Here is a 23,591-nt window from a genome sequence, read left to right as displayed (position 1 = left end):
ACGTCGAATGCGGATAGTCATAGCTCCGGACAAGTTCAAGGGCTCGCTCTCCGCCCCGGACGTGGCCCGGCACCTCGAAGACGGGCTGCAGGCCGCCTGCGGCGGTTCCCTGGAAATAACAGTGATACCAGTGGCCGACGGCGGCGAGGGCACCATCGATGCCGCCGTCGGCTCAGGATTCACCCGCCGCAGCACCATGGCGGCCGGCCCGGACGGCAGCCCTGTCCGGGCCGAGTACGCGGTCCGCGGTCACGAGGCCGTCATCGAAATGGCGGCCGCTTCCGGACTGGACCGCCTCTCCCCTGACGTTCTGGTCAACGGAAAACCAGGTTCGACGGCGGCACTGACTTCCACGAGCCTGGGCACCGGGCAGCTGATCCGTTCAGCCCTGGACGCCGGCCGCCGGCACATCATCCTGGGCGTCGGCGGCAGTGCCAGCACCGACGGTGGTGCCGGACTCCTGCAGGGGCTTGGCGCCAGGTTCCTTGACGCCGACGGGAGCGAGCTTCCGCTGGGCGGCGCGGCCCTGGCCCGCCTGGACAGCATAGATTTCAGCGGACTGGACGTCCGCCTGGACGAGGCCCGCTTTGTGCTGGCTTCGGACGTAGATAATTCCCTTCTGGGGGCAGAAGGCGCCGCTGCGGTGTTTGGCCCCCAGAAGGGTGCCAACCCTGAGGACGTCGCTGTCCTCGACGCCGCACTGGCCCGCTTTGTGGAAGTCCTCGCCGCCGAGTTCGGCGCGGCAGGCCCGGAAAACCGCGCCTTTCGCGCCGCCAACGCCCCGGGAGCCGGGGCAGCGGGTGGTGTGGGCTTTGCCGCCATCGCCATGCTGGCTGCGGCCCGCAAACCCGGGATCGACGTCGTGCTCCAGTTCACGAAGCTGGCAGATCGGCTGGCGGGAGCGGACCTGGTGATTACCGGCGAAGGCAGCCTGGACGAACAGAGCCTGCTGGGTAAGACCCCCATGGGTGTGGCCCGCGCCGCACGGGCGGCGGGTGTTCCCGTCATCGCGGTGTGCGGGCGGACCACGCTCAGCCGCGAACAGCTCGAAGTTTCCGGTTTCCAAAGCGTCCATGCGCTCACGGACCGGGAAAGCAATATAGAGATATGCATAGCTGAAGCAGGCAGGTTGCTTGAAGAATTAGGTCAACACATCGGCGTGAACCTGGTTGCGGCTGATCCGAAGGAGTCCCTTAATGTCTAACGAAGTATTCGATCTTGTCATCCGTGGCCAGCGCATCCTCACCACCGCCGGCATCGCCCCGCGCGAAGTGGGCGTCCGCAACGGACGGATCGTGGCCCTGGAGCCTCTGGGCAATGGCCTGGCCGGCACCGAAATCGTTGAGCTCGCGGACGACGAAACCCTGATCCCCGGCCTGGTGGATACCCACGTCCACGTCAACGAGCCCGGCCGTACTGAATGGGAAGGCTTCGCTTCGGCCACCCGGGCCGCGGCCGCCGGCGGCGTGACCACCATCATCGACATGCCGCTGAACTCCATTCCGCCCACCACCACCGTGGACGGGCTCAAGCTCAAGCGCGAAGTGGCGGAGGATCAGGCGTTCGTGGACGTCGGATTCTGGGGTGGTGCCGTCCCCGGCAACAAGGCGGACCTGCGCCCCCTGCATGACGAAGGCGTTTTCGGCTTCAAGTGCTTCCTGCTGCACTCCGGCGTGGACGAGTTCCCGCACCTGGACGCGGACGAGATGGAAGAGGACATGCGTGAGCTGAAGTCCTTCGACTCCCTCATGATCGTCCACGCTGAAGACTCCCACGCGATTGACCGCGCCCCGCACCCGGGCGGTGACCAGTACGCCACCTTCCTTGCCTCCCGGCCCCGCGGTGCGGAGAACAAGGCAATCGCCGAGGTCATTGAACGGGCCCGCTGGACCGGTGCCCGCGCGCACATCCTGCACCTGTCGTCCTCGGACGCTCTGCCCATGATTGCCACGGCCAAGAACGACGGCGTGAACCTCACCGTGGAGACGTGCCCGCACTACCTCACCCTGATGGCCGAGGAGATTCCGGACGGTGCAACGGCCTACAAGTGCTGCCCGCCCATCCGCGAAGCATCAAACCGGGAACTGCTGTGGAAGGGCCTCGAAGACGGCACCATCGACTGCATCGTCTCGGACCACTCCCCCTCCACGCTTGACCTCAAGGACCTGGAGAACGGCGACTTCGCCGTGGCGTGGGGCGGGGTTTCCTCGCTGCAGCTGGGCCTGTCGCTGATCTGGACTGAAGCCAGGCACCGCGAGATTTCCCTGGAACAGGTGGTTGCCTGGATGTCCGCGAAGCCTGCAGCCTTGGCCCGTCTCACCAACAAGGGCCAGCTGGCCCTGGGCTACGACGCCGACTTCGCAGTGTTCGCTGCGGACGACGCCTTTGTGGTGGATGTTTCCAAGCTCAAGCACAAGAACCCCATCACGCCCTATGACGGCAAGGCGCTCTCCGGCGTCGTTCGCCGCACCTACCTGCGCGGAGCCGTGGTGGACGGACAAACCGCCACCGGCAAGCTCCTTCGGCGCGGCGGAGTGTAGGGACGAATCATGCAACACGCGTTCTCGTATCGTGAGCAGGCAGCACGGCCTGCGCCGCCCGTCCTGGCAGCTGTTCCCACACCGGAACCAGCGGCGCCACGGCTTGAAACCGAACGCCTGGAGCACGCCAGCACGGTGGCCGTCGACCTGTCCCGGGATGAGGTTTTGCTGGACGGCAAGCGGGTGCCGCTGACGGACGTTGAAACCGTCATTGTGCGCTACCTGGTGCAGAATTGTTCGCGTATGGTGGAAAGGGAGGAGTTGCGCGCACACTTGGAGTCGCTGCACTTCCCTGGCACCACCGTCCGGTCCATCGACGTGTACGTGGGCCGGATCCGCCGGAAGATCGGCAATGCCCGGCACGCAATCGCCACTGTTCGAGGGGTCGGCTACCAGTTTGTCCCCGGGCCCCGGGCCACCGTCCGCGGACCTGCGGAATACTCCATCTGAACCGATGCTTGTGCCTAGTGGCTGGCCCACGCCGGTACTACCTGCTTAGACCCCCAAGGAGCAATCATGACCCCGTCTTCAAACGCCGGACTTACCGGTTCGGCCCTGAACTCACGGCTTCAGACCGGCGCTACCGCACCGGATTTCACTCTGCCGGATGCCTCCGGCAAGCCCGTCTCGCTGTCCTCCTACCGGGGCAGGAACGTGATTGTGTACTTCTACCCGAAGGCCGCCACACCTGGCTGCACCACCGAGGCCTGCGATTTCCGCGACAATCTGGCCTCGCTGCAGGGCAAGGGCTACGAGGTGCTGGGCATCTCCCCCGACGCTCCTGAGGCCCTTGCCGGGTTTACTGGGGACAACGCGCTGAATTTCCCGTTGCTCTCGGACCAGGACCACGCCGTCGCTCTGGCATATGGCGCGTGGGGCGAAAAGCTGGTCAAGGGCGAGATCCGCGAGGGAGTTATCCGTTCCACCGTGGTGCTCGACGGCGACGGCACGGTCAAGCTCGCCCAGTACCAGGTGAGCGCCGAGGGCCACGTGGCTGCGCTCCGGCAGGAACTGGGCCTCTAGTTTCCCAAGTAGGTAGCACTTGTTGCCCTTATAGCGGTTCATAAGGGCAACAAGTGCTACCTGCTTTCGTTTGACGGCGCGGAAGGTCACAAGGTGAGGCCCGGCGTCGGTCTCCCGTAGACTGGTCAGTGGAAATTGGTGAGCCGGGAAGTCTGGTCGGCACAGTCCTTGTCGACCCAAAGAGTCAGGATTCCTTGATGACCAAGACCCCTACCCCCGGCCGCTCCACCGTTCTAGGCCGCGGCAGCTACTCAGAAGCACTGCGCATCAGCGCCATCCTCCGCAAGGAAACTGTGGGCGGAGCCCTGCTGGTTGTTGCCGCCGTCGTCGCCATCATCTGGGCCAACTCGCCGTGGGCAGAGAACTACTTCGCCCTCCGCGACTTCAAAATCGGCTACGAACCGTGGCATTTGAACCTGAGCCTGGGAACCTGGGCGGCTGATGGCCTGCTGGCCATCTTCTTCTTCCTGGTGGGACTGGAGCTCAAGCGCGAGTTTGTGGCCGGCGACCTGCGGCAGTTCAGCAAGTCTGTGGTGCCCATTACGGCTGCGGTGGGCGGTGTGATTATTCCGGCGCTGATTTACACGGTTATCAATCTGTCACACCCGGAGGCCATTCGTGGCTGGGCCATTCCCACCGCCACGGACATCGCCTTCGCGGTGGCGGTACTGGCCATCATCGGTTCGCACCTGCCCAGCGCGTTGCGGATCTTCCTGCTGACCCTGGCCGTAGTGGACGATCTGATCGCCATCCTCATTATCGCCATCTTCTACACGGACCACATCGAGCCCGTCCCTTTGCTGCTGGCCCTCATTCCGCTCGGTATCTACGCGTTGCTGGCCCAGAAGCACCGCCACTTCTTCGGCACCAAGGCGGCTGCCGCCTGGTTGATCCTGCTCCCCCTCGGTATGGTCACATGGGCCCTTGTCCACGCTTCCGGCATCCACGCCACCGTTGCCGGTGTCCTGCTGGGCTTCGCCATCCCGGTCCTACGGTCCCAGGCCGGCGGCGGACCGGCCGCCGGTCCGGGCCTGGCCGAAATCTTCGAGCACCGTTTCCGCCCCATCTCCGCCGGCGTTGCAGTACCGCTGTTCGCCTTCTTCTCCGCAGGCGTAGCCGTCGGTGGAGGAGCCGGGCTGCTCGAAGCATTGACCGACCCCGTGGCACTGGGCATCATTATTGCTTTGGTGGCCGGTAAGCCGATCGGAATCCTGGGAACCACCTGGCTGCTGACCAAGATCACCCGCGCGCAACTGGACTCATCGTTGCGATGGATCGACATCTTCGGCGTGGCGCTGCTGGCCGGCATCGGATTCACTGTCTCCCTGCTGGTGGCCGAACTCAGTTTCGGACATGGCACCATCCAGGACGACCACGCCAAGGTGGGCATCCTGGGGGCGTCGCTGATTGCCGCGCTGCTGGCCGCCGTGGTGCTCTCGGCCAGGAACCGGATCTACCGGTTGGCCGAGGCCGAAGAGCGGGTGGACGCTGACCAGGACGGTATCCCGGACGTGTACCAGAGAGATTCGCACAACCACTGATCCGTCTTCCCGCCGGCAACGCGCAGTTCAGCCGGCGGGATTTTGCGGAACAAGTGACACATCCAGCGCCCCGCCTATCACTACTGAGTAAGGGCCAGAACGTTCCATCAGGACGTAGGCTGCGATGGCTTGGGCGATCTTCTGCCCGCCATGGGATGAGGGCTCAATCGGGTTCGCGTAGTCCGCGTCTTCATTACAGATCAGCCGAAGGTCGATCAGCGATGTTCCACGCGAGAACGCTGCCCGGGTAATGGAATCGTTGAAAAGGGACAGCGCAGCCTTGATGACCTTCTGGCCTGGTTCTGAGGGCGGGGTGTCGTAGATGGTGCACACGGCCGTCGGCAGGTTCCGTGCCAGTACGCCGGCCAGCATGCTCCGGTAGTCGGGGTCGAACCTGTCCCTCGCCTTGCCCAGCAAAAGCAGGGCCTCGGCTACGGCTCCCGAGTGCTCCTGCAGTAAGGGCGCATAGCCGAGGGCGTCGTTTCCGCCCGCGCTCACCACCAGATGGGTCGCGTCAACGGGGAGGCTTTTGAGCTGGCCGGCAACGCCGGCGATAACGTCGCCGTCCACAGCCAAAAGCGAGCATTTCCAGCCTGGCAGCGCCTGCCGCAGCTGTTGGATAACGTCCGGGCCGCCGTCAACGTAGGCGCCGTTGTCGAAGATCGAATCGCCCAGCAGGACCACGTGGCCCGGTTCCTGGCGCTTCTGTGGTGGAACTTTCATGAGGACATGGTGCACCCTTGGGGTCGGTCACGCTACCGGGGACGGTTACGCCTCCCGACTTCCTCATGGCTGAACAACACCCGCAACTATACACTCAGTGTATAGTCCCAGTTGTGAACAATTCACTCGCCCTCTTGGGCCTCCTTCAGCGGCAACCCAGTTACGGCTACGACCTTAAGCACTCTTATGACCGATACTTCGGCACAGAAAAGGCGCTGGCGTTCGGGCAGGTCTACGCCACACTCGCGCGGATGGCTAGGGATGAGTTCATCCTGGCCCTGGGCGATGAAACGGGCGGCGGACCGGACCGGAAGAAGTACCAGATCACCCCCACGGGGCAGGAACGGGTCCGGAACTGGCTGTTTACCCCTGACGTTCCCTCCGAGACCCTGCAGAGCAACCTTTTCGCCAAGACAGTCATTGCCCTCCTGATCGATGACGACGCCGCCAGGCTTCTGGACGTCCAGCGGGCCGAACACATGTCCCGAATGCGCGCCCTGACCAAACTCAAGCAGGGCGCGGACCTTCTGCAGGTCCTCATCTGCGACCACGGGCTGTTCCACATCGAAGCGGACCTCCGCTGGATCGATCTCACCGGCGCAAGGCTGGCCCAACTCAAGAAGGAGCTGCACGACGCATGAGCGCACACCCGGAAACCGCACCCATCCTCACGGCCCGCGGACTGCAGCACAGCTTCGGCGCCACAGAGGCCCTGCGGGGCATCGACATCGATGTGCGCCGGGGCGAGGTCCTGGCAGTGATGGGCCCGTCAGGTTCCGGAAAGTCCACCTTGCTGCACTGCCTCGCGGGCGTCATAACCCCCGACGGCGGCACCGTCACCTACCAACCGGATCCCGCCGTCGGGCAGGCCGTCACCATCAGCGCGCTGAACGAGGCCGCACGCGCCCGCCTCCGCCTCACCGATTTCGGTTTTGTCTTCCAGTTCGGGCAGCTGCTCCCCGAACTCACCGCCCTGGATAACGTCAGCATCCCGCTGCTGCTGAATGGAATCAGGCGGCGGGAGGCGCTGAACCGTTCAGCAGAAGTCCTGGCGCGGCTGGGCCTGCAGGACAACGGATCCAAGCATCCGGCCGAGCTCTCCGGCGGACAGGCGCAGCGGGTGGCCGTGGCCCGCGCCCTGGTTGCTGCCCCTAAGGTGCTGTTCGCCGACGAACCCACCGGGTCCCTCGATTCGCTGGCCGCGGAGAATGTGCTGACCCAGATGCTGGCGCTGGTGCGCGAGGCTGGGACCACTTTGGTGATGATCACCCACGATCCCCGCACCGCGGCGTACGCGGACCGCGAAATTTTAGTGCGCGACGGCGCAGTGGCCGCCGGCTACCAGGTGGCCCCATGAACATCGCGGTCCTCAGGCTGGCACTGGCCGGAACCCGCTCGGCAGTGGGCCGGCTGGCGGGGATCATGGCCGGAGTCGCCGTCGGAGTCTGCCTTCTCCTCCTGCTGTGGGGAGCCGCCGACGGCCTCGCCCAGCGCGACGCCCGCGGTGCCTGGCTTCGCGAAACTGGCGGCTCCGCCTACCAGCCTCCCGCACACGGAGACCCGCACAGTGTCGTCGCACCCATCCCGCTGGGCCCGGACACCATCCTGGTCGCGAAGCCAAGCGAGCACTTCCGGGACAATGTCGTTAACCGGCTGGATGTGGCGTCCCTCCCGGACACCTCTGTGCGAATCCCAGGGGTTCCGACTGCGCCGAAGCCGGGTGAATATTACGCGTCCCCTGCCCTGTGGGAGCTCATTGAACAGTCGCCGGCCGACCAGTTGGCGGACCGCTTCGGTTCCTTTGCCGGGACCATCGGCAACGAGGCATTGCCCGGGCCGGACTCCTTGATCGTTGTCACGGGGGCCACTGAGTCGGCCGTCAGAAACAGTTCCAGCGGTGTAAGCCTGGTCTCCGAATTCACCACCAACCCCTACGGCGACAATGCCCTCGCCTACCGCACCGCGTTCCTCCTCGGCGGACTGGCTGTTCTCTTTCCGATCCTGCTGCTGATCAGCATCGTCAGCAACTTAGGCGCGGCGCAGCGTCGGGAGCGCTTTGCCACCCTGCGGCTGATAGGCGCGACACCGGGAACTGTGGCCCGCATTTCGGCCGCGGAAGCGGCCGTCCCCAGCCTGGCCGGCGCACTGCTCGGCATTGCCCTGTCAGTTCTGGTGCGGCCACTGGCGGCGCAGATCCCGGTCAACGGCACCCGCGTTTTTGTGGATGATCTGGCCACCGGCTGGACAGCCGCTGCCGTGGTGGCTGCCGGCGTCGTACTCGGTTCTATGCTGGCGGCCGGGCACCGGACGCTGACCTCTGGAACGGGACCGCTTGGGGTCACAAGAACCATGCCCGAGCAGGTGCCGACGGCGCGGCGCGCGCTTCCGCTGCTGGCGGGATTCCTGTGCCTGGGCACCCTGGCGGCTGCCGCCGGGGTCCCGGAACTGCGGTCGCCGTGGTGGGAGATCCCCATAATGTTCGGCGGTTTTGTGTTGATCATGGCCGGGCTGGTGGTCATTGGTCCCTGGCTCACGCTGCTGGTCAGCCGGGTAGGCCTGCGGTTCGCCCGGGGCGCCTCCGCAGTCATCGCCGCCAGCCGCATCATGGCCACTCCGACGGCAACATTCCGGTCCGTAGCCGGGCTGGTGATTGCTGTTTTTCTGGTGTCCATTTTCGCCGGTGGTTCCAGCGCAATCCGTACTGCAGGAGCCCCCGCCGCCGCACCTGGGGTGCTTCAGCCCGCCAGCGTGCGCGCCTTCGTTGATCCTTCTGCCGATTCCGTGGCCGTGAATGCCTTCACCGCAAAGGTGGACGCCACGCCGGGACTCCATGCCACCCTTGCCTACGCGAGCGGCGGTTACGGCACCGGTGAAAGCGGGGAACAGATCTATGTTGACGCCGCCGAGGCAACGTGGCTGGGAGTTGGGGAAGTGCCCGACGGCGGAACTGCCGTTCTTGATGGCCGTTTCCTGAACGACTGGAACCGGGAGCCCGTGGTTGCCTCCGCCTCGCCGGTTGTGTTGGCGGGGAAGACGCCGTTCGCGGTCATTGTGCATACCGACGGCGCCCCGGACTCCGTGGACCGGGCAAGGACCCTGCTCGCGATTTCCGGAGTGACGGCCTCGCCGGCCATGTCTCCCCTGGACGATTCGGCGACCGGCAGTACCCGCCTGGTGGCGGGCCTGTCAGCCCTGGCCTATCTGGGAATGTTCGTGGCCGTTTCGATTTCCGCGATCTCGCTGGCTGTGGCAACGGCATCGGCCATGCTGGACCGCAAACGGATTCTCGGCCTGATGCGCCTGATGGGCATGCCCGCTTCGAGCCTCCGCCGGATCGTTACCCGCGAGGCAGCGGTCCCGCTGCTGACCGTGCTGCTCCTTGCCGTCGGGCTTGGTTTCCTGGTGGCCTGGATCATGGTGTCCTCGCTGGGGCCTGCCTACAAGATGGACTGGCCGGGAGCGGAGTACTTCATTGCCCTGGGGCTAAGCCTGGGTATCGGGTTCACTGCGCTGGTAAGCACCTTTGGGCTGTTGAGGACCAGTACCGGAATGGCCGTCACCCGTTTCGAGTAGCCCAAACCGGGCAGCAGCGGCTTCCGGACTACAGCAGCCAGTCGAAGAGCTGGAGCTCCACGGCGGCCGACCGGGCCAGCAGGAAGCCCAGGATACCGACGATCCAGGCGCTGGTTTCCGCGGCATTGCGTTCCATCCAGCCGCTGATCCTGGCCAAACCCCGCTCAATCCAGCTCCTCATCAGGGACCGGGCAAGGAGCAGTACCAGCGCCGGCAGAACCATCACAACGCAGTAGCCCACCAGCACCAGAAGTCCGGGTCCGCCCGTGAATTCCGACGTGGACAGCAACCCGATCGCCACCAGGTACGGCAGCATGGAGGCGGCCTCCACGCCGGCCGCGGTGACTCCCAGGGCCATCAGGGACCCGAGGCCACCCTGTCCGTCTGCGGATTCGGCGTCGCTGACTGCGCGTTGCCGCCACCGGGCAAGGCGGCCCGGTCCGCGTCCCCGTGCACGTTTTCCGCCAATAAAGAATGAACCGATCAACAGCCCTGCCCCAACGATGAGCTGTGCCCAGAGGAACGGCGTGGTGGAAGCAAAAGCCGCGATTTCCGGCAGCCAGGCGGTGGCTACGGTGAGCAGGGCAGCTCCCAGCAGCAGGTAGAAAACCGCCACGGTCAGCAGGTAGATAAGGACCCGGCTGTACCTCAGCCTGCCCGGCACCAGCATGAGCCAGACCGGGATGAGCAAGGTACCAAAGCTCGTCGAGTCGATGAGCGCCAGCACAGCCAGTACTCCCAGCAACACAAAACCGGCCAGCGGTTCCGTTCCCATCAAATCCAAATTCACGAACCCACCCTGTCACACCACCACAGCGCCGGCCTCGTTCTTTAGGCGTATTTCGGGCCGCTTCAGGCAGGATGAGTAGGTACATAAGGCATCGATGCATGGGGGAAACTTGAGGGACCAGCACAATTTCAACCAGCCAGGGTGGCAAACTCTTGGTGATAACAGTCCAATGGCCGGCCGGGACGTAAACATTACCTACGCCCAGACCGGCGACGGTCAGCGTGTACCGGTGGAATTGCGGGAGGAGAAGCGCAGCTGGGTGACTTCGACCAAAGCCCAGATAATCGCCTTTGCCTCCACGGTTCTTAGCTTTGTCACCACGCTGTGGACTGTCTTTGGCTCCAGTATCAACTGGGGATTGTGGCGGGAAATTTCGAACGTTTCCGGGTTCCTTAATGCAATCTCGGCCACCGCGTCTGCCGGATTGCCGTTCTTCCTCGCAGTATTAGCAAGCCTGGCCATAACAATCCTGGCGTGGCAGAACTACCGGGCCAGGAAACGCAACTGGCCCAGCTACCCGGGCAGATTTTCTCCCCGGCGCGCATTGATCCCTTCCCGTTCGAAACCCGGAACGTTCAGCCGCACGAAGGTCTATGCGGAGTGTCCGGAATGCCGGGCAGACAACAGGCCCGACGTCTATGCCCGGCTCTTCAGTTACGACAGGAACGTGGCGGGAGAGGTCCGATATAAATGCCCGAATGGCCATCTGGGACAGTTCAGGGGAAGGTCCGTCTTTTCCGGCTGACCCGCATGTCCAACCAGGCAAGGTAGCTGGCGCGGCATTCGCGTACGCGTACTGCGGGGACCCCTATCAGGCAAGTACATGCCTGATAGGGGCCATAATTGCCCCATGCCATCCACTAGCGTCCCTGAATTCCCGCCCACCGCCGTCGTCAGTGTCCGCATGATGGTTCCGGAGGACTGGGAACGGGTTCGGGAGATCTTCACTGAAGGGATCGAAACCGGCCAGGCAACGTTCGAGACCGCTGCCCCGGACTGGGAGCGCTTCGACGCCACCCGCCTGCCGGAGCACCGACTGGTTGCGGAAGTGTCAGGCCGGATTATGGGCTGGGCCGCAGTTACTCCCGTGTCTTCGCGTCCCGTGTACGCCGGGGTGGTGGAGCACTCGATTTACGTGGCCGGTGAATCCCGCGGCCAGGGCATCGGCGGGCGCCTCCTGGCGGCACTCACCCAATCCACGGAGAAAGCGGGTATCTGGACCATTCAATCCAGCATTTTTCCGGAGAACGTGGGAAGCCTGCGACTCCACGAGGCACACGGATTTGTAGTGGTAGGCCGGCGTGAACGCATCGCACGGATGAGCCACGGCCCGAGCGCCGGCAAATGGCAGGACACGCTCCTGGTCGAGCGCCGCTCGAAGGTCGTTTAAGCGCCGCCAAGCCAAGTAACTTGCCTAGCTGGGCGGGGCGACGGCGTTCAGTTCCGCGCGGCTCGGCGGGTTAGCCCCGGGCCGCGAGACGGTGACGGCTGCGGCTCTGGCGGCATGGCCCAGCAGTGCGGCCAGAACCTCCGCCGGCACGGCACGCAACTCCTCGCGATTCTGCGCACCGTCCAGTTCGCGGTCCACCACGCCGGACAACAGAGCGGCCATGAAGGAGTCTCCGGCGCCAACAGTGTCCGCGACCTGCACGGACGGAGCCGGCACCTGAGCCTCCCCGGCAGCACAGATCCCCCACGGGCCGGAGGCGCCACGGGTCACCACCACCATCGCAGGGCCGGCAGACCCACCCAATGCCAGCCAGCGCCGAGCCGAATCCAGCGGGTCAACGCCGGGATAGAGCCACTCAAGATCCTCATCGGAGGCCTTCACGACGTCGGACAGCGCTACAAACTTTTCCGCCTGTTCCCGCGCATAAGCCACATCGGTGATGATGCTGGGGCGGCAGTTGGGGTCGAAACCGATCGTGGCAGAAGGATGGGCATATTCGACGGCGGCAAGCACGTTTGCGGCTCCCGGCGCCAGCATCGTGGCGATCGATCCGGTGTGCAGCAGGGTGGTGCCCTGCAGCAGGACCGGCAGCCGCTGCACGAGTCCGGGCAGTTCCCAGGCGAGGTCGAACGTGTAGGTGGCGGCGCCGTCGTCGTCCAATACGGCGGTGGCCGCGCTGGTAGGCAGTTCATCCGGTGCCAACGGAACCATCACAGAACTGCTGCGCAGGTGTGCCACTACGGCGTCGCCGTATGCGTCCCGTCCGTAGCGGCCCAGGAACTGCACCGGGTGGTCCAGCCGGGCCAGCCCGACGGCCACGTTAAGGGGACTTCCCCCGACATGCGCTTCCGTTCCGGAGGCACTCCGGACCACGTCCACCAGGCCTTCGCCAATAACAGTCAGCATGGCAATACTCTGCCAGAAAGCGGGGCCAGGCAGTTCGTCACCAACCGAACTATGGCGCTCTATTGACTTCAGGGAGTGATCGCTGTCATATTGCGAGTACGCGCTATGTGCGTCTTGTTGTGTAATACGCAATTGGACAAGATTGCGTATTGTCAGTTGGACGCACGTCTCTACCCGCGCCGCTGTCCGCTGCCCGCGGGCCCAGGAAAGGAACTTCACCCAAATGGTCCATAAAGTCAAAGCAGTCGTCGTCAAGGAGAAGAACGCTCCGGTGACGGTGGAAACCATCCTGGTTCCGGATCCGGGCCCGGGCGAGGCGCTGGTGGACATCCTCACCTGCGGGGTCTGCCACACTGACCTGCATTACAAGCAGGGCGGGATCACGGATGACTTCCCAATTCTTTTGGGCCATGAGGCTACGGGTGTGGTCAGCGCGGTGGGTGAGGGCGTGACGGAGGTTGCTCCGGGTGACCGGGTCATCCTGAACTGGCGTGCCGTCTGCGGCCAGTGCCGGGCGTGCGCCAAGGGCCAGCCGCAGTACTGCTTCAACACCCACAACGCCACGCAAAAGATGACGCTTGAGGACGGCACGGAGCTCACCGCCGCGCTGGGCATCGGCGCGTTTGCCGAGAAGACCCTGGTGGCTGCAGGGCAGTGCACCAAGGTGGACGAGGATGTTGATCCGGCTGCCGTGGGCCTGCTGGGTTGTGGCGTGATGGCCGGCCTTGGCGCGGCCATCAACACCGGCGAGGTCAAGCGCGGTGAGTCCGTGGCCGTGATCGGTTGCGGCGGCGTGGGTATTGCCGCGATCGCCGGTGCCAAACTGGCCGGCGCCACCACAATCATCGCGGTGGACATTGATGAGAACAAGATCCAGATGGCCCAGTCCCTGGGTGCCACGCACGGGGTGAACTCCAGCAAGGAAGACCCCATCGAGGCTATCTGCGGCTTCACCGCCGGCAACGGCGCCGACGTGGTGATCGACGCCGTCGGCCGCCCCGAAACGTACAAGCAGGCCTTCTACGCCCGCGATCTTGCCGGCCGCGTGGTGCTGGTGGGCGTTCCCAACCCGGAAATGAAAATTGAACTGCCGCTCCTGGACGTCTTTGGCCGCGGCGGATCGCTCAAGTCCTCCTGGTACGGGGACTGCCTGCCCTCCCGCGACTTCCCCATGCTGGTACAGCTGTACAAACAGGGCAGCCTGGACCTGGACGCCTTCGTGACCGAACGGATCACCATCGACCAGGTTGAAGAGGCCTTTGACCGCATGCACGAAGGCAAGGTCCTGCGCTCGGTCGTGGAACTTCCCGTGGCGGTGGCTTCCTGATGGGCGTCACTATCGAGAACCTGGTCACCTCGGGCACGTTCTCGCTCGACGGCGGCACCTGGGATGTGGACAACAACGTCTGGATCGTCGGCAACGATGAAGAATGCGTCATCATCGACTCCCCGCACGACGCCGCAGCGATCATCAACCAGGTCCGCGGCCGGAAAGTCCTGGCGATCCTGCTCACCCACGCCCACAACGACCACATCGGGGCGGCCCGCGAGGTGGCCGCAGCGGTTGACGCGCCCATTTGCCTCAATGAAGAGGACCTGATCCTCTGGGAGCAGGTCTACCCGGACACCCGCCCGGACCGGTACCACCGCGACGGCGACGAGTTCCAGGTAGGCGGGGCGTCCCTGAAGGCCATCCACACCCCGGGGCACTCCCCCGGCTCCACCTGCTTCTACCTTGAGAGCGAAGGAACGGTCTTCACCGGGGACACCCTCTTCAACGGCGGCCCCGGTGCCACCGGCCGGTCCTACAGCGACTACCCCACCATCTTGGCCTCCATCCGGGAACGGCTCCTTCCCCTTCCGGCCGAGACAGTGGTCCGCACCGGGCATGGCGACAACACCACTATTGGGGCCGAACAGGAAACACTGGCAAAGGTTTCGCAGTAGCAACGGATTTACAAAGGGTGCCCGAGTGGCGGGCCGGGAAGCCCGGCGTGCCTTCGTGGCGCTACTGCCAACAGGCACTAACTCGAGCAGGACAACAAACCAGCAGGACATGCGCCGGTAAGGAATGGCAACCGTGAAGTTCGGTAAGCAGCCCGCCCCCGTGGCGGACATCAATGAAGATGACCTCGAAGTCCACGCCCCCAAGACCAAGGCCGCCGGTGTAAAAGCCGTCATGGTCGCCCTTGAGCGCGCGGTTGCCCAAGCCGGCGTGCCCCGTACTGCCCAGTCCTTGCTGCGGCTGAACCAGCGCGGCGGGTTCGACTGCCCGGGCTGTGCCTGGCCGGAATCGGACAAGAAGCGCAAGGCTGCGGAGTTCTGCGAGAACGGGGCCAAGGCGGTGGCTGAAGAGGCCACCCTGCGGACCGTCGGAGCCGAGTTCTGGGCCCGGCATTCCATCAAGGAGCTGTCGGAAAAGACCGAGTACTGGCTGGGCAACCAGGGCCGGCTCAGCGAGCCGGTGGTGATCCGCGAGGGTGACACCCACTACTCGCCGATTACCTGGGCGGACGCTTTTGAGCTGATCGGCGAACATGTCCGGGCCAGCACCGCAGACCGCTGCGTCTTCTACACCTCCGGCCGCACGGCCAATGAGACGGCGTTCATGTACCAGCTGTACGCCCGGGCGCTGGGGACGAACAACCTTCCTGACTGCTCCAACATGTGCCACGAGTCCTCGGGCTCGGCATTGAATCCGACCATCGGCATCGGCAAGGGAACGGTGTCGCTGGACGACATCCACGACTCCGAGCTGATCTTCGTGGTGGGGCAGAACCCAGGCACCAACCATCCCCGCATGCTGTCCGCGCTGAAGGAGTGCAAAGACAAGGGCGGCAAGGTGGTGGCAGTCAACCCGCTCCCAGAGGCCGGCCTGTTCAACTTCAAGGACCCGCAGACCGTGTCCGGCGTGGTGGGCGGCGGCACCCCCCTCGCGGACGAGTACCTGCAGATCAAGGTCGGCGGAGACCTGGCGCTGTTCCAGGCCCTGGGCCACCTGCTGCTGGCGGAGGAAGAGCGTAACCCGGGTACCGTCGTCGACCATTCCTTCATCGGCGCCCAGACGGACGGGTTCGACGCGTACGCCCAGGCCCGCCAGGAGCTGGACTGGGACGAAACCGAGAAGGCCACCGGGCTGTCCCGGGAACAGATCGAAAAGGTAGCGTCCATGCTGGTCGCTTCCAAGGCCACCATTTTCTGCTGGGCCCTGGGCGTCACGCAGCAGCCGCACTCCGTGGACACCATCAAGGAAATGGTCAACGTCCTGCTCCTGCAGGGAAACTTCGGCAAGCCCGGCGCCGGAGCCTGCCCCGTGCGCGGGCATTCCAACGTCCAAGGCGACCGGACCATGGGCATCTGGGAGAAGCCGAAGGAATGGCTGCTGGATGCCCTGGACGGCGAGTTCGGCATCACCTCCCCTCGGCACCACGGCTACGACGCCGTAGAGGCCATGGAGGCTTTCGAACGGGACGAGGTGGATGTTTTCGTGTCCATGGGCGGCAACTTCTCCCTCGCCTGCTCCGACACCGAGACCCTCGAGGCGGGGATGCAGCGCATCGGCCTGACCGTGCATATCTCCACCAAGCCCAACCGGTCCCACATTGTGCACGGCCGGACCTCCCTGATCCTTCCCACGCTGGGCCGGACGGACAAGGACGACAAGCACCCCAAGGGCGCCCAGTTCCTGTCCGTGGAAGACTCGATGTCCGTGGTCCACTCCACCCAGGGCAGGTTGGAACCGGTTTCCGAGCACCTGCTGGCCGAGCCGGTGATCGTTGCCCGGATGGCCGAGGCGACCTTCGGCCCGGAGCATTCCGTGGACTGGAAGGGTATGGCCGAGGACTACGACGTAATCCGGGACCACATCGCCCGGGTCCTGCCCGGATTTGAAGACTTCAACGCCCGCGTCCGGACCAAAAACGGCTTCGTGCTGCCCAACCCGCCCAGGGACACACGCTCCTTCGCCACCGATATCGGCCGCGGCCGCTTCACCGTCAGCCCGCTGGAGTACCTCACCCCGCCCGAGGGGTACCTGGTCCTCCAGACCATCCGCAGCCACGACCAGTACAACACCACGTTCTATGGCCTGGATGACCGCTACCGGGGCATTTCCGGCGGCCGCCGCGTGATCCTGATCCACCCCGAAGACCTGGAAGAACTCGGGTTCAAGGACCGGGACCTCGTGGACGTGGTCAGCACCTTCCGCGGCCACGACCGCCAAGCGGACAAATTCCGCCTGGTGGCCTACCCCACCGCAAAAGGCTGCGCCGCCGCGTACTTCCCGGAAGCCAACGCCCTGGTCCACAAGGAAAACGTGGCCCGCGAATCCAACACCCCCGGGTTCAAGGCGATGTTCGTCCGGTTTGTCCCCCACCTGGCCGAGACCGGTGAGACGGAAACGGGAAGGGTGCCGGAGCCGGCGACGGCGGGCTAGGGCGGCTGCCGCGGCCCTGGTTCCGGGGTGTCCAATTATGCTCGCTGATTGGCATCACTGGGCTGGTCTCAGAACTTGTATGCAAGCAGGTCGCACCAACGCTTGTAAGCTACCCGGCCTCGGTTCACTATGATCAAGATATGCCATCAAATTCCGCCCGAAGCAGCCGACGAACCGTCTTTGAGGAGCTACGACGTCGAGTCGTGACTCTCGAGTTGGCTCCCGGGACACCACTGTCAGAGAACGAACTGTCAGCTGAACTGGGCACCTCCCGGACCCCAGTCCGGGAGAGCCTGATCCTGCTGGCTCAGGAGGACCTGGTTCAGATTTTTCCCAAGGTGGGCTCCTTTGTCTCACGGGTGGACCCCGAACGCGTGGCCGACGCACAATTCCTGCGTGAAGCTGTGGAGTTGGCCTCCCTTGATGACATTCCAGCCAAACCGGATCCGGCTCAGGTCGAGACCTTGCGTGAAAATCTGGTTAAGCAGCAGCTCGCAGATGACGATCCTGAGGCGTTTTTCCGGTTGGATGAGGAGTTCCACCACGGCCTGCTCCGGCTCGCTGGCCACGAGCGCATCTGGCCGACCGTGGTGGCAGCCAAAGGCCACCTTGACCGTGCACGGCGTCTCGGCTTGACCGAGAATCCCTCGATGAAGGTTTTTCGGGACCAGCATACTGACGTGCTGGAGGCCCTGTTACGAGGAGACCGGGACCAGGCCCGGAGCTTGATGCGCGCTCATCTACGTACCGTCTTTGCCGATATAGAGCGTGTACGCCGCCGGTCGCCGGAGCTGTTTTCATCCAACTCGGGCGCCGTGCCGATCCGGCGGAGCGTCGCTGTGTGGGATTGATCCCTCGGTGATTGGGTGCCAAAGGTAGACCTCCGACCTGGTTTCTAGTCGGGGGTCTTATCGCGCACCAGTCGAATCCCTGATCGCCCGCCGGGTCGCGGGCAGCAGGCACCGCATGGTGGCTGTTCCCTGCCGTATGGGACAGGGCAACACATTCCTTGTGCCACTTGACGATAGCTCAGTCCTTCTGCCAAACTCTCCTTACATACAAGTGCTGTACTTCACAGTTTGAACTGTTTTCTTCGCAAAGGAGCGTCATGGATTCAAGGACACAGCCGCCTTCCCTTCCCCCCGGCAGCATGGCTGGCAGCCAGCTACGTGCGTTGGGGGCAGGTTCTTGAAGGCAGTTGTCGTTCATGGCGTGGCCGACCTTCGGGTGGATGACCTGCCGGAGCCTAAGCCTGATTCCGGTGAGGTGCTGATAGCCGTGGACTGGGGCGGCATCTGCGGCTCGGACCTGGCCTACGTGGCCAAGGGAGCTTCCGGGACCGCCATGCTGAAGCACCCGTTGATCCTCGGGCACGAATTCGCGGGCCGCGTCGTCAGTCTTGGCGATGGGGTGGAAGGCATCGAGATCGGGCAGCGTGCCGCCCTATCGCCCCCGACCCTGGTCGGCGACGGGAGGTTACCCGATCGGATCCGCGGCCGGATCAATCTCTACCCGAACGTTCGCTACTTCGGATCGGCCGCGCTCGATCCGCACACGGACGGCGGTTTTGTCGGACTCAAAGTTGTTCGTGCCGACCAGGTATTGCCACTGCCTGACAATGTAAGCACCCGGCTCGGAGCCGTCGTCGAGCCGCTGGCGGTTGCCTTGCACGCTGTACGGCGGGCAGGAGCGCTGCTGCCAGGGGGCGTGGCCGGGCGGGACATCCTCGTGAACGGCGCCGGGCCTATTGGCCTGCTCACTATGGCGGTGGCGAAGCACCTCGGAGCAACCTCTGTCACAGCAGCCGACCTGTCAGCCGCCGCCCTGGAGATCGCAACCAAGATCGGGGCGGACCGGACGGTGGACGTCTCCACGACCCCGCTGGAAGGCGAATTCGAACTGGTGATCGAAGCGTCCGGGGCTGCGGGGGCGCTGGGCTCAGTCCTGCATTCCACCGCTCGGGGCGGAGCCGTTGTTCAAGTCGGTAACCTCCCGGCCACGTCGGTCACAGCCGTACTGGGTGATTTGGTGACACGGGAAATCCTCTGGGGCGGCTCATTCCGATTTGTCCATGAGATGCCGGAAGCAATCGACCTGCTCGCCGCCGGCCTTCTGGTCGACCCGATACTCACCCATGAGTTCACCATCGACGAAGCCCACAAAGCGTTCGACGTGGCGGCTGATCGATCTTCCGGATCAAGCAAAGTGTTGCTGCGAATTAGCGGATGACACCCGCGTCACAAGACGCCGAACAAACACCAGCCAGTAAGGCAGCGGTTAAGGCCTAAGGCGTCAAACCGCTTAGAGACAAACCCGCCCATGCGCAAACAAAGGAGTTAACATGAAGCGTTTGGTAACTATCCTCACGGCAACTGCCCTGGCAGCATCACTTGCTGCCTGTGGTTCATCCGGGGCCGGTGATGCAGGTGAGACAAAGACCATCCGCATCGCCGACACCTGGGACGCAGGCCACCCGATGGCGGCCGCTATTGATGAGGTTTTCAAGCAGGAGATAGAAGCGGCCTCCGACGGCGCACTCAGCGTCGAGGTACACCACGGCGGCACGTTGGGCAACGAGGCTGACCTGTGGGACAGCGTGCGCAATGGCACCCTTGAGGTCGCCGTCGTCGGCACGCCTATGAACAAAGAGTTCTCCAAGATGCTGATCTCCGACTGGCCCTTCCTGTACCGCGACCTGGAGCACGCTCAGGCCGTGTGGACCGGCGAAATAGCCGATGAACTCAGCGAAGAGTTCCACGAGCAGTTCCCGTCAACGTACCTCCTGGGCTGGGGGCCGAACAGCGCGCGTACCTTCACCAGTTCCAAGCCACTGGAGTCCGTGGACGACTTCGAAGGACAGAAGTTCCGCATGCCCGGCAACCCCATCCACATCGGGCTCGCCGAAAACCTGGGCGCCAGCGCCCAGGTCATTCCGCTGGGAGAGCTTTTCACCGCACTCGAGACGGGCGTCGTCGACGGCCAGGACAACGGCATGGTGACAGTCATCAGCCAGTCCTTCCATGAGGTGCAGGACTACCTTCTTGAAACCAACCACATCATCGCGACGCTGGAGCTTGTGGTGAGCGCCCCGTTCATGGATGGCCTCAGCGAAGAGCACCAGCAAATTGTGCGCGACGCCGCCAAGAAAACCTCCGAAAAGGCGTGGAGCAACTACATCGCAAACGTGGATAAGGACCGCGCTCTCCTCAAGGAGAAGGGCGTGACCGTCACTTCGCTCTCGGAAGCCGACCGGCAGAAGATGATCGAGCGCATCGAGCCGTTGACCGAGACGCTCCTCAAGGACAACGAATGGGCCGAGGACCTCACCTCGCGGATTCGCGAAGTCAAGTAACCAAACAACGGTGAGGGCATCGGCAACAGTGCCCTCACCACTTCAAACAAGGAACGAAATTGACAAGATTCTTAGATTTCCTCTTCCGGGGGGTGGAGATCTTGATGGCCGTACTGCTGGCCCTCATGGTTCTCCTGATGTTCCTCAACGTGGTCCTGCGCTTCGCGTTCTCAACCGGCTTTGTGTGGTCGGAAGAGGTCACACGCTTGTCTTTCATCTACCTCGTTTACCTGGGCACTGTCGCCGCCTTCCGTGATAATCGGCACCTTGGTGTGGACACGCTGCTTGAACATGTCCCGCCGATGGTCCAGAAGGTTCTCTACGCGGTCGTCCAACTCATCATCATCTGGGTGATGTGGCTGCTCGTGCAGGGAAGCTGGGATCTTGCCGTGCAGAGCCGGAACGACGCGTGGGTTGCCACCCAATACCCGCGAGCGCTCATTATGGGGGCCGGTGTCGTCACCGGCATGGCCATCGTGCTCATCGCGCTGGGGAACCTGTACCGCTTGCTGATAATGAAAAGCCCTGTCGCTGAACTGCTTGCAATTAAAGACGACGAAACCAGTGCCGCCGGCACAAGAACCTCGATCGACTAGGAGTATCTGACATGAAGGTTCTTGCGCCCTTGTTCGGGTATCTCATCGGTTCCATTGCGATCGGTGTACCGATCGCGTTCGCGCTGCTTTTTGCCTCTGCCGCTACCGGCATGCAGATGGGCGGAAGTTCAGGCAACCCGCAGATCATGGCCGCGCAACTACTGCGCGGCACTGATTCAGTCGCCATGATGGCACTCCCGTTCTTCATCCTCACAGGTGAGTTGATGAACCGTGGCGGCCTCACACACCGCATCATTGCCCTTGCCAGCGCCACCGTCGGTCGGGTACGTGGTGGTCTCGGCTACGTCGCTATCCTCTCGGCCCTGTTGTTCGGCAGCCTGGTAGGTTCGGCTGTGGCGAGCACGGCAGCATTGGGGGCAATCCTCATCCCCATGATGGTCAAAGACGGCTACAACCGGGAACGATCTGCCGCGCTGATCGCCTCCTCAAACCTCGTCTCGCCGATCATGCCGCCATCGGTGCCGTTGATCATTTACGGTGCCGCCGCGGGCGTTTCCATCAAGTCGCTGTTCCTTGCCGGTATCGCTCCCGCTCTCTACCTGACGATTGTGATGTTTATCGTTTGGTACTTCATTGCGCGCTCGAAAGAGAACATCAGGTCCGAAATTCCCCGCGTAGGGGTCCGGGGACTGGCCAAGCTGGCTTACCAGGCGGTTTGGGCGCTGTTGCTCCCGGTCATTATCCTGTTCGGCCTGCGAAGCGGGGTGTTCACGGCAACGGAAGCCGGCGTGGTGTCCGTCGTATATGCGCTTATCATCGGCGTGTTCGTCTACCGGGAAATCAACATCAAGGAAGCTTTCGCAGCCTTGAGGTCCGCTGCCAAGGTGTCGGCCGTCGTCATGTTCCTCGCCGCTGCAGCGCAGGTTGCGGCTTACTACATGGCGATTTCCGGTGTACCGGCAGTGCTCACCCGTTCCCTGGGCGGGCTCGTCGACAACCCGACACTTCTGATGATCGTCCTCCTGATGTTCATTATTCTTCTGGGATTGGTACTGGACGTCGTGCCGACCATCCTGATCGTCACCCCGATCGTCCTGCCACTACTCAACGCCGCTGGAATCGACCTGATCTATTTCGGCATCGTCTTCACCCTGGCTAACGTCATCGGCCTGAACACACCCCCCGTTGGGCCCTCCTTGAATGTGGCTGCTGCCGTAGGAAACGTCAAGGTCGGTGCGATCATCCGTCCCACGCTGCCCTACCTCCTGGCACAAACGGCACTCGTCATAGTCATGGCGCTGATCCCTGAGCTGATCCTGACACCGCTCGGCTGGCTCGATCCCAAGTAACCCGTTCTCCGCCAAGACCGGGCCGGAAGCTGGCGACAGCAGCAACACGTCGGCCCGGGGCTTCAGTTGAGGCCTGGACCAGCAGCCTGTTTAGTTCCACTTCTCCATCCTCAATATCCGAAGGACCAACCAGTGAAGATCACCGACGCACGGGTCGTGGTTTCGTCACCCGGACGAAACTACGTCACGCTCATCATCGAAACCGAGGACGGCACCACAGGCATCGGCGACGCTACGCTGAACGGCCGTGAGCTGTCCGTGGCCTCATACCTGTCCGAGCACCTCTGCCCACTGCTGATCGGCCGAGATGCCCGACGCATAGAAGACGCCTGGCAGTACTTCTACAAGGGCGCCTACTGGCGCCGTGGACCGGTGACCATGACGGCGATCGCCGCGATCGACGTCGCGCTTTGGGACATCAAGGGCAAGGCTGCCGGTATGCCTGTTTATGAGCTCCTCGGCGGGGCTGCACGCGAGGGCGTTATGGTTTACGGCCACGCCAGCGGGTCCACCCTGGAGGACCTCAGTGCGGACTTCCAGCACCACCTGGACCTTGGCTACAAGGCCATCCGTGCCCAGGCAGCGGTTCCCGGCCTGGAGAAGACCTACGGCATCGCTCCCGTGGACGGCAAGCTCTACGAGCCTGCCAGCGGCAACGTCCCCCAGGAGGATACCTGGGAGACGACGGCATATCTGGACTTCGCACCCAGGATGATGGCCCACATCCGCGAAGAGTTCGGCTACGGGACCCACGTCCTGCATGACGTCCACCACCGCCTATCACCCATTGAAGCAGGCAGACTGGGCGCCTCCTTGGAGGAGTACCGGCCGTTCTGGATCGAAGATCCCACACCGGCCGAGGACCAGTCGGCGTTCCGCCTCATCCGCCAGCACACCACCACACCCGTCGCGGTGGGCGAGGTGTTCAACTCCATCTGGGACTGCCAGCAGCTGATTACGGAACGGCTCATCGACTACATCCGCACCTCCGTATCGCACGCCGGCGGCATCACCCACTTGCGCCGGATCTTCTCCCTTGCTGACCTGTACGGTGTGCGCTCCGGGTCGCACGGCGCCGGTGACCTGTCGCCGGCCTCCTTCGCTGCCGCGCTGCACGTGGACATGAGCATCCCCAACTTCGGGATCCAGGAGTACATGGGCCACCGGGAGCCGGCCAATGAAGTGTTCACCACGTCCTACACCTTCAACGACGGGTACATGCACCCCGGGGACACTCCCGGCATCGGCGTGGAGTTCAACGAGGAAGCCGCCGCACGCTTCCCGTTCGACCCGAAATACCTTCCCATCAACCGGCGGCTCGACGGATCGGTGCATGACTGGTGAGCAATACA

At 63.8% G+C, this 23,591-nt stretch carries 21 protein-coding genes and 1 pseudogene; 19 read left to right on the top strand and 3 right to left on the bottom strand.

What is annotated here, in order from left to right; genetic code table 11:
• The first annotated feature begins 7 nt into the window (after positions 1 to 7).
• The 5 genes and pseudogenes from ACWA13_RS00625 (at position 8) to nhaA (ending at position 5,104) form a co-directional block, all read left to right on the top strand.
• Positions 8 to 1,204 carry a glycerate kinase gene (locus tag ACWA13_RS00625; RefSeq protein ID WP_463936041.1) on the top strand — a complete coding sequence of 399 codons (1,197 nt, stop codon included), beginning with the start codon at positions 8 to 10 and terminating at the stop codon, positions 1,202 to 1,204.
• On the top strand, positions 1,197 to 2,540 hold the full coding sequence (gene allB / locus ACWA13_RS00620; RefSeq protein ID WP_463936040.1) for an allantoinase AllB: 1,344 nt from the start codon (positions 1,197 to 1,199) through the stop codon (positions 2,538 to 2,540). Before ACWA13_RS00625 ends, allB begins: the two co-directional genes overlap by 8 nt.
• 129 nt (positions 2,541 to 2,669) lie before the next feature.
• Positions 2,670 to 2,990, top strand: a pseudogene (locus ACWA13_RS00615) (winged helix-turn-helix domain-containing protein); the annotation flags it as partial.
• 66 nt (positions 2,991 to 3,056) lie between these two features.
• A complete protein-coding gene (gene bcp, locus ACWA13_RS00610; protein ID WP_463936038.1) occupies positions 3,057 to 3,563 on the top strand; it encodes a thioredoxin-dependent thiol peroxidase in 507 nt (168 codons plus the stop codon).
• Between the two features lie 197 nt (positions 3,564 to 3,760).
• Positions 3,761 to 5,104: a Na+/H+ antiporter NhaA gene (gene nhaA, locus ACWA13_RS00605; protein WP_463936037.1), complete on the top strand. Its 1,344-nt coding sequence runs from the start codon at positions 3,761 to 3,763 to the stop codon at positions 5,102 to 5,104.
• Positions 5,105 to 5,131: 27 nt separating this feature from the next.
• On the opposite strand, the gene ACWA13_RS00600 is transcribed toward nhaA, so the two are convergent.
• Positions 5,132 to 5,827, bottom strand: coding sequence for an SGNH/GDSL hydrolase family protein (locus tag ACWA13_RS00600; protein ID WP_463936036.1), 696 nt, complete (start codon positions 5,825 to 5,827; stop codon positions 5,132 to 5,134).
• Between the two features lie 113 nt (positions 5,828 to 5,940).
• Here ACWA13_RS00600 and ACWA13_RS00595 point away from each other — a divergent pair, with 113 nt between their 5' ends.
• Genes ACWA13_RS00595 through ACWA13_RS00585 form a run of 3 tightly spaced genes read left to right on the top strand, consistent with a single transcriptional unit; the run spans position 5,941 to position 9,400 of the window.
• Entirely contained in the window at positions 5,941 to 6,468 is a 528-nt protein-coding gene (locus tag ACWA13_RS00595; protein WP_463936035.1) for a PadR family transcriptional regulator, read from the top strand.
• On the top strand, positions 6,465 to 7,184 hold the full coding sequence (locus tag ACWA13_RS00590) for an ABC transporter ATP-binding protein (protein WP_463936034.1): 720 nt from the start codon (positions 6,465 to 6,467) through the stop codon (positions 7,182 to 7,184). Before ACWA13_RS00595 ends, ACWA13_RS00590 begins: the two co-directional genes overlap by 4 nt.
• The gene (locus ACWA13_RS00585) at positions 7,181 to 9,400 is read left to right on the top strand and encodes an FtsX-like permease family protein (protein ID WP_463936033.1); all 2,220 of its coding nucleotides are present in this window, start codon (positions 7,181 to 7,183) and stop codon (positions 9,398 to 9,400) included. The genes ACWA13_RS00590 and ACWA13_RS00585 overlap by 4 nt, the downstream gene beginning before the upstream one ends.
• A gap of 28 nt (positions 9,401 to 9,428) precedes the next feature.
• Here ACWA13_RS00585 and ACWA13_RS00580 read toward each other — a convergent pair whose 3' ends face one another.
• A complete protein-coding gene (locus tag ACWA13_RS00580) occupies positions 9,429 to 10,190 on the bottom strand; it encodes a GAP family protein (protein ID WP_463936032.1) in 762 nt (253 codons plus the stop codon).
• Positions 10,191 to 10,359: 169 nt separating this feature from the next.
• Between ACWA13_RS00580 and ACWA13_RS00575 the strand changes: the two genes are divergently transcribed.
• Together ACWA13_RS00575 and ACWA13_RS00570 are read left to right on the top strand one after the other, a co-directional pair.
• Positions 10,360 to 10,935: a hypothetical protein gene (locus ACWA13_RS00575; RefSeq protein ID WP_463936031.1), complete on the top strand. Its 576-nt coding sequence runs from the start codon at positions 10,360 to 10,362 to the stop codon at positions 10,933 to 10,935.
• A 105-nt stretch (positions 10,936 to 11,040) separates the two neighbouring features.
• The gene (locus ACWA13_RS00570; RefSeq protein WP_463936029.1) at positions 11,041 to 11,580 is read left to right on the top strand and encodes an N-acetyltransferase family protein; all 540 of its coding nucleotides are present in this window, start codon (positions 11,041 to 11,043) and stop codon (positions 11,578 to 11,580) included.
• A 24-nt stretch (positions 11,581 to 11,604) separates the two neighbouring features.
• Here the strand turns inward: ACWA13_RS00570 and ACWA13_RS00565 are convergent, their stop codons facing one another.
• Positions 11,605 to 12,546 (bottom strand): carbohydrate kinase family protein, encoded by a 942-nt coding sequence (locus tag ACWA13_RS00565; RefSeq protein ID WP_463936028.1) that lies wholly within the window; start codon positions 12,544 to 12,546, stop codon positions 11,605 to 11,607.
• Between the two features lie 223 nt (positions 12,547 to 12,769).
• On the opposite strand from ACWA13_RS00565, the gene ACWA13_RS00560 reads away from it, so the two are divergent.
• From ACWA13_RS00560 to manD, 9 genes are all read left to right on the top strand, one after another.
• A complete protein-coding gene (locus ACWA13_RS00560; protein WP_463936027.1) occupies positions 12,770 to 13,873 on the top strand; it encodes an S-(hydroxymethyl)mycothiol dehydrogenase in 1,104 nt (367 codons plus the stop codon).
• The gene (locus tag ACWA13_RS00555; RefSeq protein WP_463936025.1) at positions 13,873 to 14,493 is read left to right on the top strand and encodes an MBL fold metallo-hydrolase; all 621 of its coding nucleotides are present in this window, start codon (positions 13,873 to 13,875) and stop codon (positions 14,491 to 14,493) included. Before ACWA13_RS00560 ends, ACWA13_RS00555 begins: the two co-directional genes overlap by 1 nt.
• Before the next feature lie 133 nt (positions 14,494 to 14,626).
• Positions 14,627 to 16,981: an FdhF/YdeP family oxidoreductase gene (locus ACWA13_RS00550; protein ID WP_463936024.1), complete on the top strand. Its 2,355-nt coding sequence runs from the start codon at positions 14,627 to 14,629 to the stop codon at positions 16,979 to 16,981.
• Positions 16,982 to 17,121: 140 nt separating this feature from the next.
• Positions 17,122 to 17,832, top strand: a complete 711-nt coding sequence (locus ACWA13_RS00545) for a GntR family transcriptional regulator (RefSeq protein ID WP_463936022.1) — start codon at positions 17,122 to 17,124, stop codon at positions 17,830 to 17,832.
• 337 nt (positions 17,833 to 18,169) lie between these two features.
• A complete protein-coding gene (locus tag ACWA13_RS00540; RefSeq protein WP_463936021.1) occupies positions 18,170 to 19,210 on the top strand; it encodes an L-idonate 5-dehydrogenase in 1,041 nt (346 codons plus the stop codon).
• A gap of 112 nt (positions 19,211 to 19,322) precedes the next feature.
• The gene (locus ACWA13_RS00535) at positions 19,323 to 20,333 is read left to right on the top strand and encodes a TRAP transporter substrate-binding protein (protein WP_463936020.1); all 1,011 of its coding nucleotides are present in this window, start codon (positions 19,323 to 19,325) and stop codon (positions 20,331 to 20,333) included.
• Positions 20,334 to 20,437: 104 nt separating this feature from the next.
• On the top strand, positions 20,438 to 20,929 hold the full coding sequence (locus ACWA13_RS00530; RefSeq protein ID WP_463936018.1) for a TRAP transporter small permease: 492 nt from the start codon (positions 20,438 to 20,440) through the stop codon (positions 20,927 to 20,929).
• Positions 20,930 to 20,940: 11 nt separating this feature from the next.
• A complete protein-coding gene (locus ACWA13_RS00525) occupies positions 20,941 to 22,239 on the top strand; it encodes a TRAP transporter large permease (RefSeq protein ID WP_463936017.1) in 1,299 nt (432 codons plus the stop codon).
• Between the two features lie 132 nt (positions 22,240 to 22,371).
• Positions 22,372 to 23,583, top strand: coding sequence for a D-mannonate dehydratase ManD (gene manD, locus ACWA13_RS00520; RefSeq protein WP_463936016.1), 1,212 nt, complete (start codon positions 22,372 to 22,374; stop codon positions 23,581 to 23,583).
• The last annotated feature ends 8 nt before the right edge of the window (positions 23,584 to 23,591 follow it).

Source organism: Pseudarthrobacter sp. TRD_SC_9, from assembly GCF_055361265.1.
Note: the sequence above shows the minus strand (reverse complement) of the source record. Positions and strands in the feature narration are given on the sequence as shown.

Excerpts from the sequence above, each read along its gene's own strand:
- ACWA13_RS00625 (WP_463936041.1), top strand. The coding sequence starts at position 8 with ATGCGGATAGTCATAGCTCCGGACAAGTTCAAGGGCTCGCTCTCCGCC.
- allB (WP_463936040.1), top strand. The coding sequence starts at position 1,197 with ATGTCTAACGAAGTATTCGATCTTGTCATCCGTGGCCAGCGCATCCTC.
- bcp (WP_463936038.1), top strand. The coding sequence starts at position 3,057 with ATGACCCCGTCTTCAAACGCCGGACTTACCGGTTCGGCCCTGAACTCA.
- nhaA (WP_463936037.1), top strand. The coding sequence starts at position 3,761 with ATGACCAAGACCCCTACCCCCGGCCGCTCCACCGTTCTAGGCCGCGGC.
- ACWA13_RS00600 (WP_463936036.1), bottom strand. The coding sequence starts at position 5,827 with ATGAAAGTTCCACCACAGAAGCGCCAGGAACCGGGCCACGTGGTCCTG.
- ACWA13_RS00590 (WP_463936034.1), top strand. The coding sequence starts at position 6,465 with ATGAGCGCACACCCGGAAACCGCACCCATCCTCACGGCCCGCGGACTG.
- ACWA13_RS00585 (WP_463936033.1), top strand. The coding sequence starts at position 7,181 with ATGAACATCGCGGTCCTCAGGCTGGCACTGGCCGGAACCCGCTCGGCA.
- ACWA13_RS00575 (WP_463936031.1), top strand. The coding sequence starts at position 10,360 with ATGGCCGGCCGGGACGTAAACATTACCTACGCCCAGACCGGCGACGGT.
- ACWA13_RS00570 (WP_463936029.1), top strand. The coding sequence starts at position 11,041 with ATGCCATCCACTAGCGTCCCTGAATTCCCGCCCACCGCCGTCGTCAGT.
- ACWA13_RS00565 (WP_463936028.1), bottom strand. The coding sequence starts at position 12,546 with ATGCTGACTGTTATTGGCGAAGGCCTGGTGGACGTGGTCCGGAGTGCC.
- ACWA13_RS00560 (WP_463936027.1), top strand. The coding sequence starts at position 12,770 with ATGGTCCATAAAGTCAAAGCAGTCGTCGTCAAGGAGAAGAACGCTCCG.
- ACWA13_RS00555 (WP_463936025.1), top strand. The coding sequence starts at position 13,873 with ATGGGCGTCACTATCGAGAACCTGGTCACCTCGGGCACGTTCTCGCTC.
- ACWA13_RS00545 (WP_463936022.1), top strand. The coding sequence starts at position 17,122 with ATGCCATCAAATTCCGCCCGAAGCAGCCGACGAACCGTCTTTGAGGAG.
- ACWA13_RS00535 (WP_463936020.1), top strand. The coding sequence starts at position 19,323 with ATGAAGCGTTTGGTAACTATCCTCACGGCAACTGCCCTGGCAGCATCA.
- ACWA13_RS00530 (WP_463936018.1), top strand. The coding sequence starts at position 20,438 with ATGGCCGTACTGCTGGCCCTCATGGTTCTCCTGATGTTCCTCAACGTG.
- ACWA13_RS00525 (WP_463936017.1), top strand. The coding sequence starts at position 20,941 with ATGAAGGTTCTTGCGCCCTTGTTCGGGTATCTCATCGGTTCCATTGCG.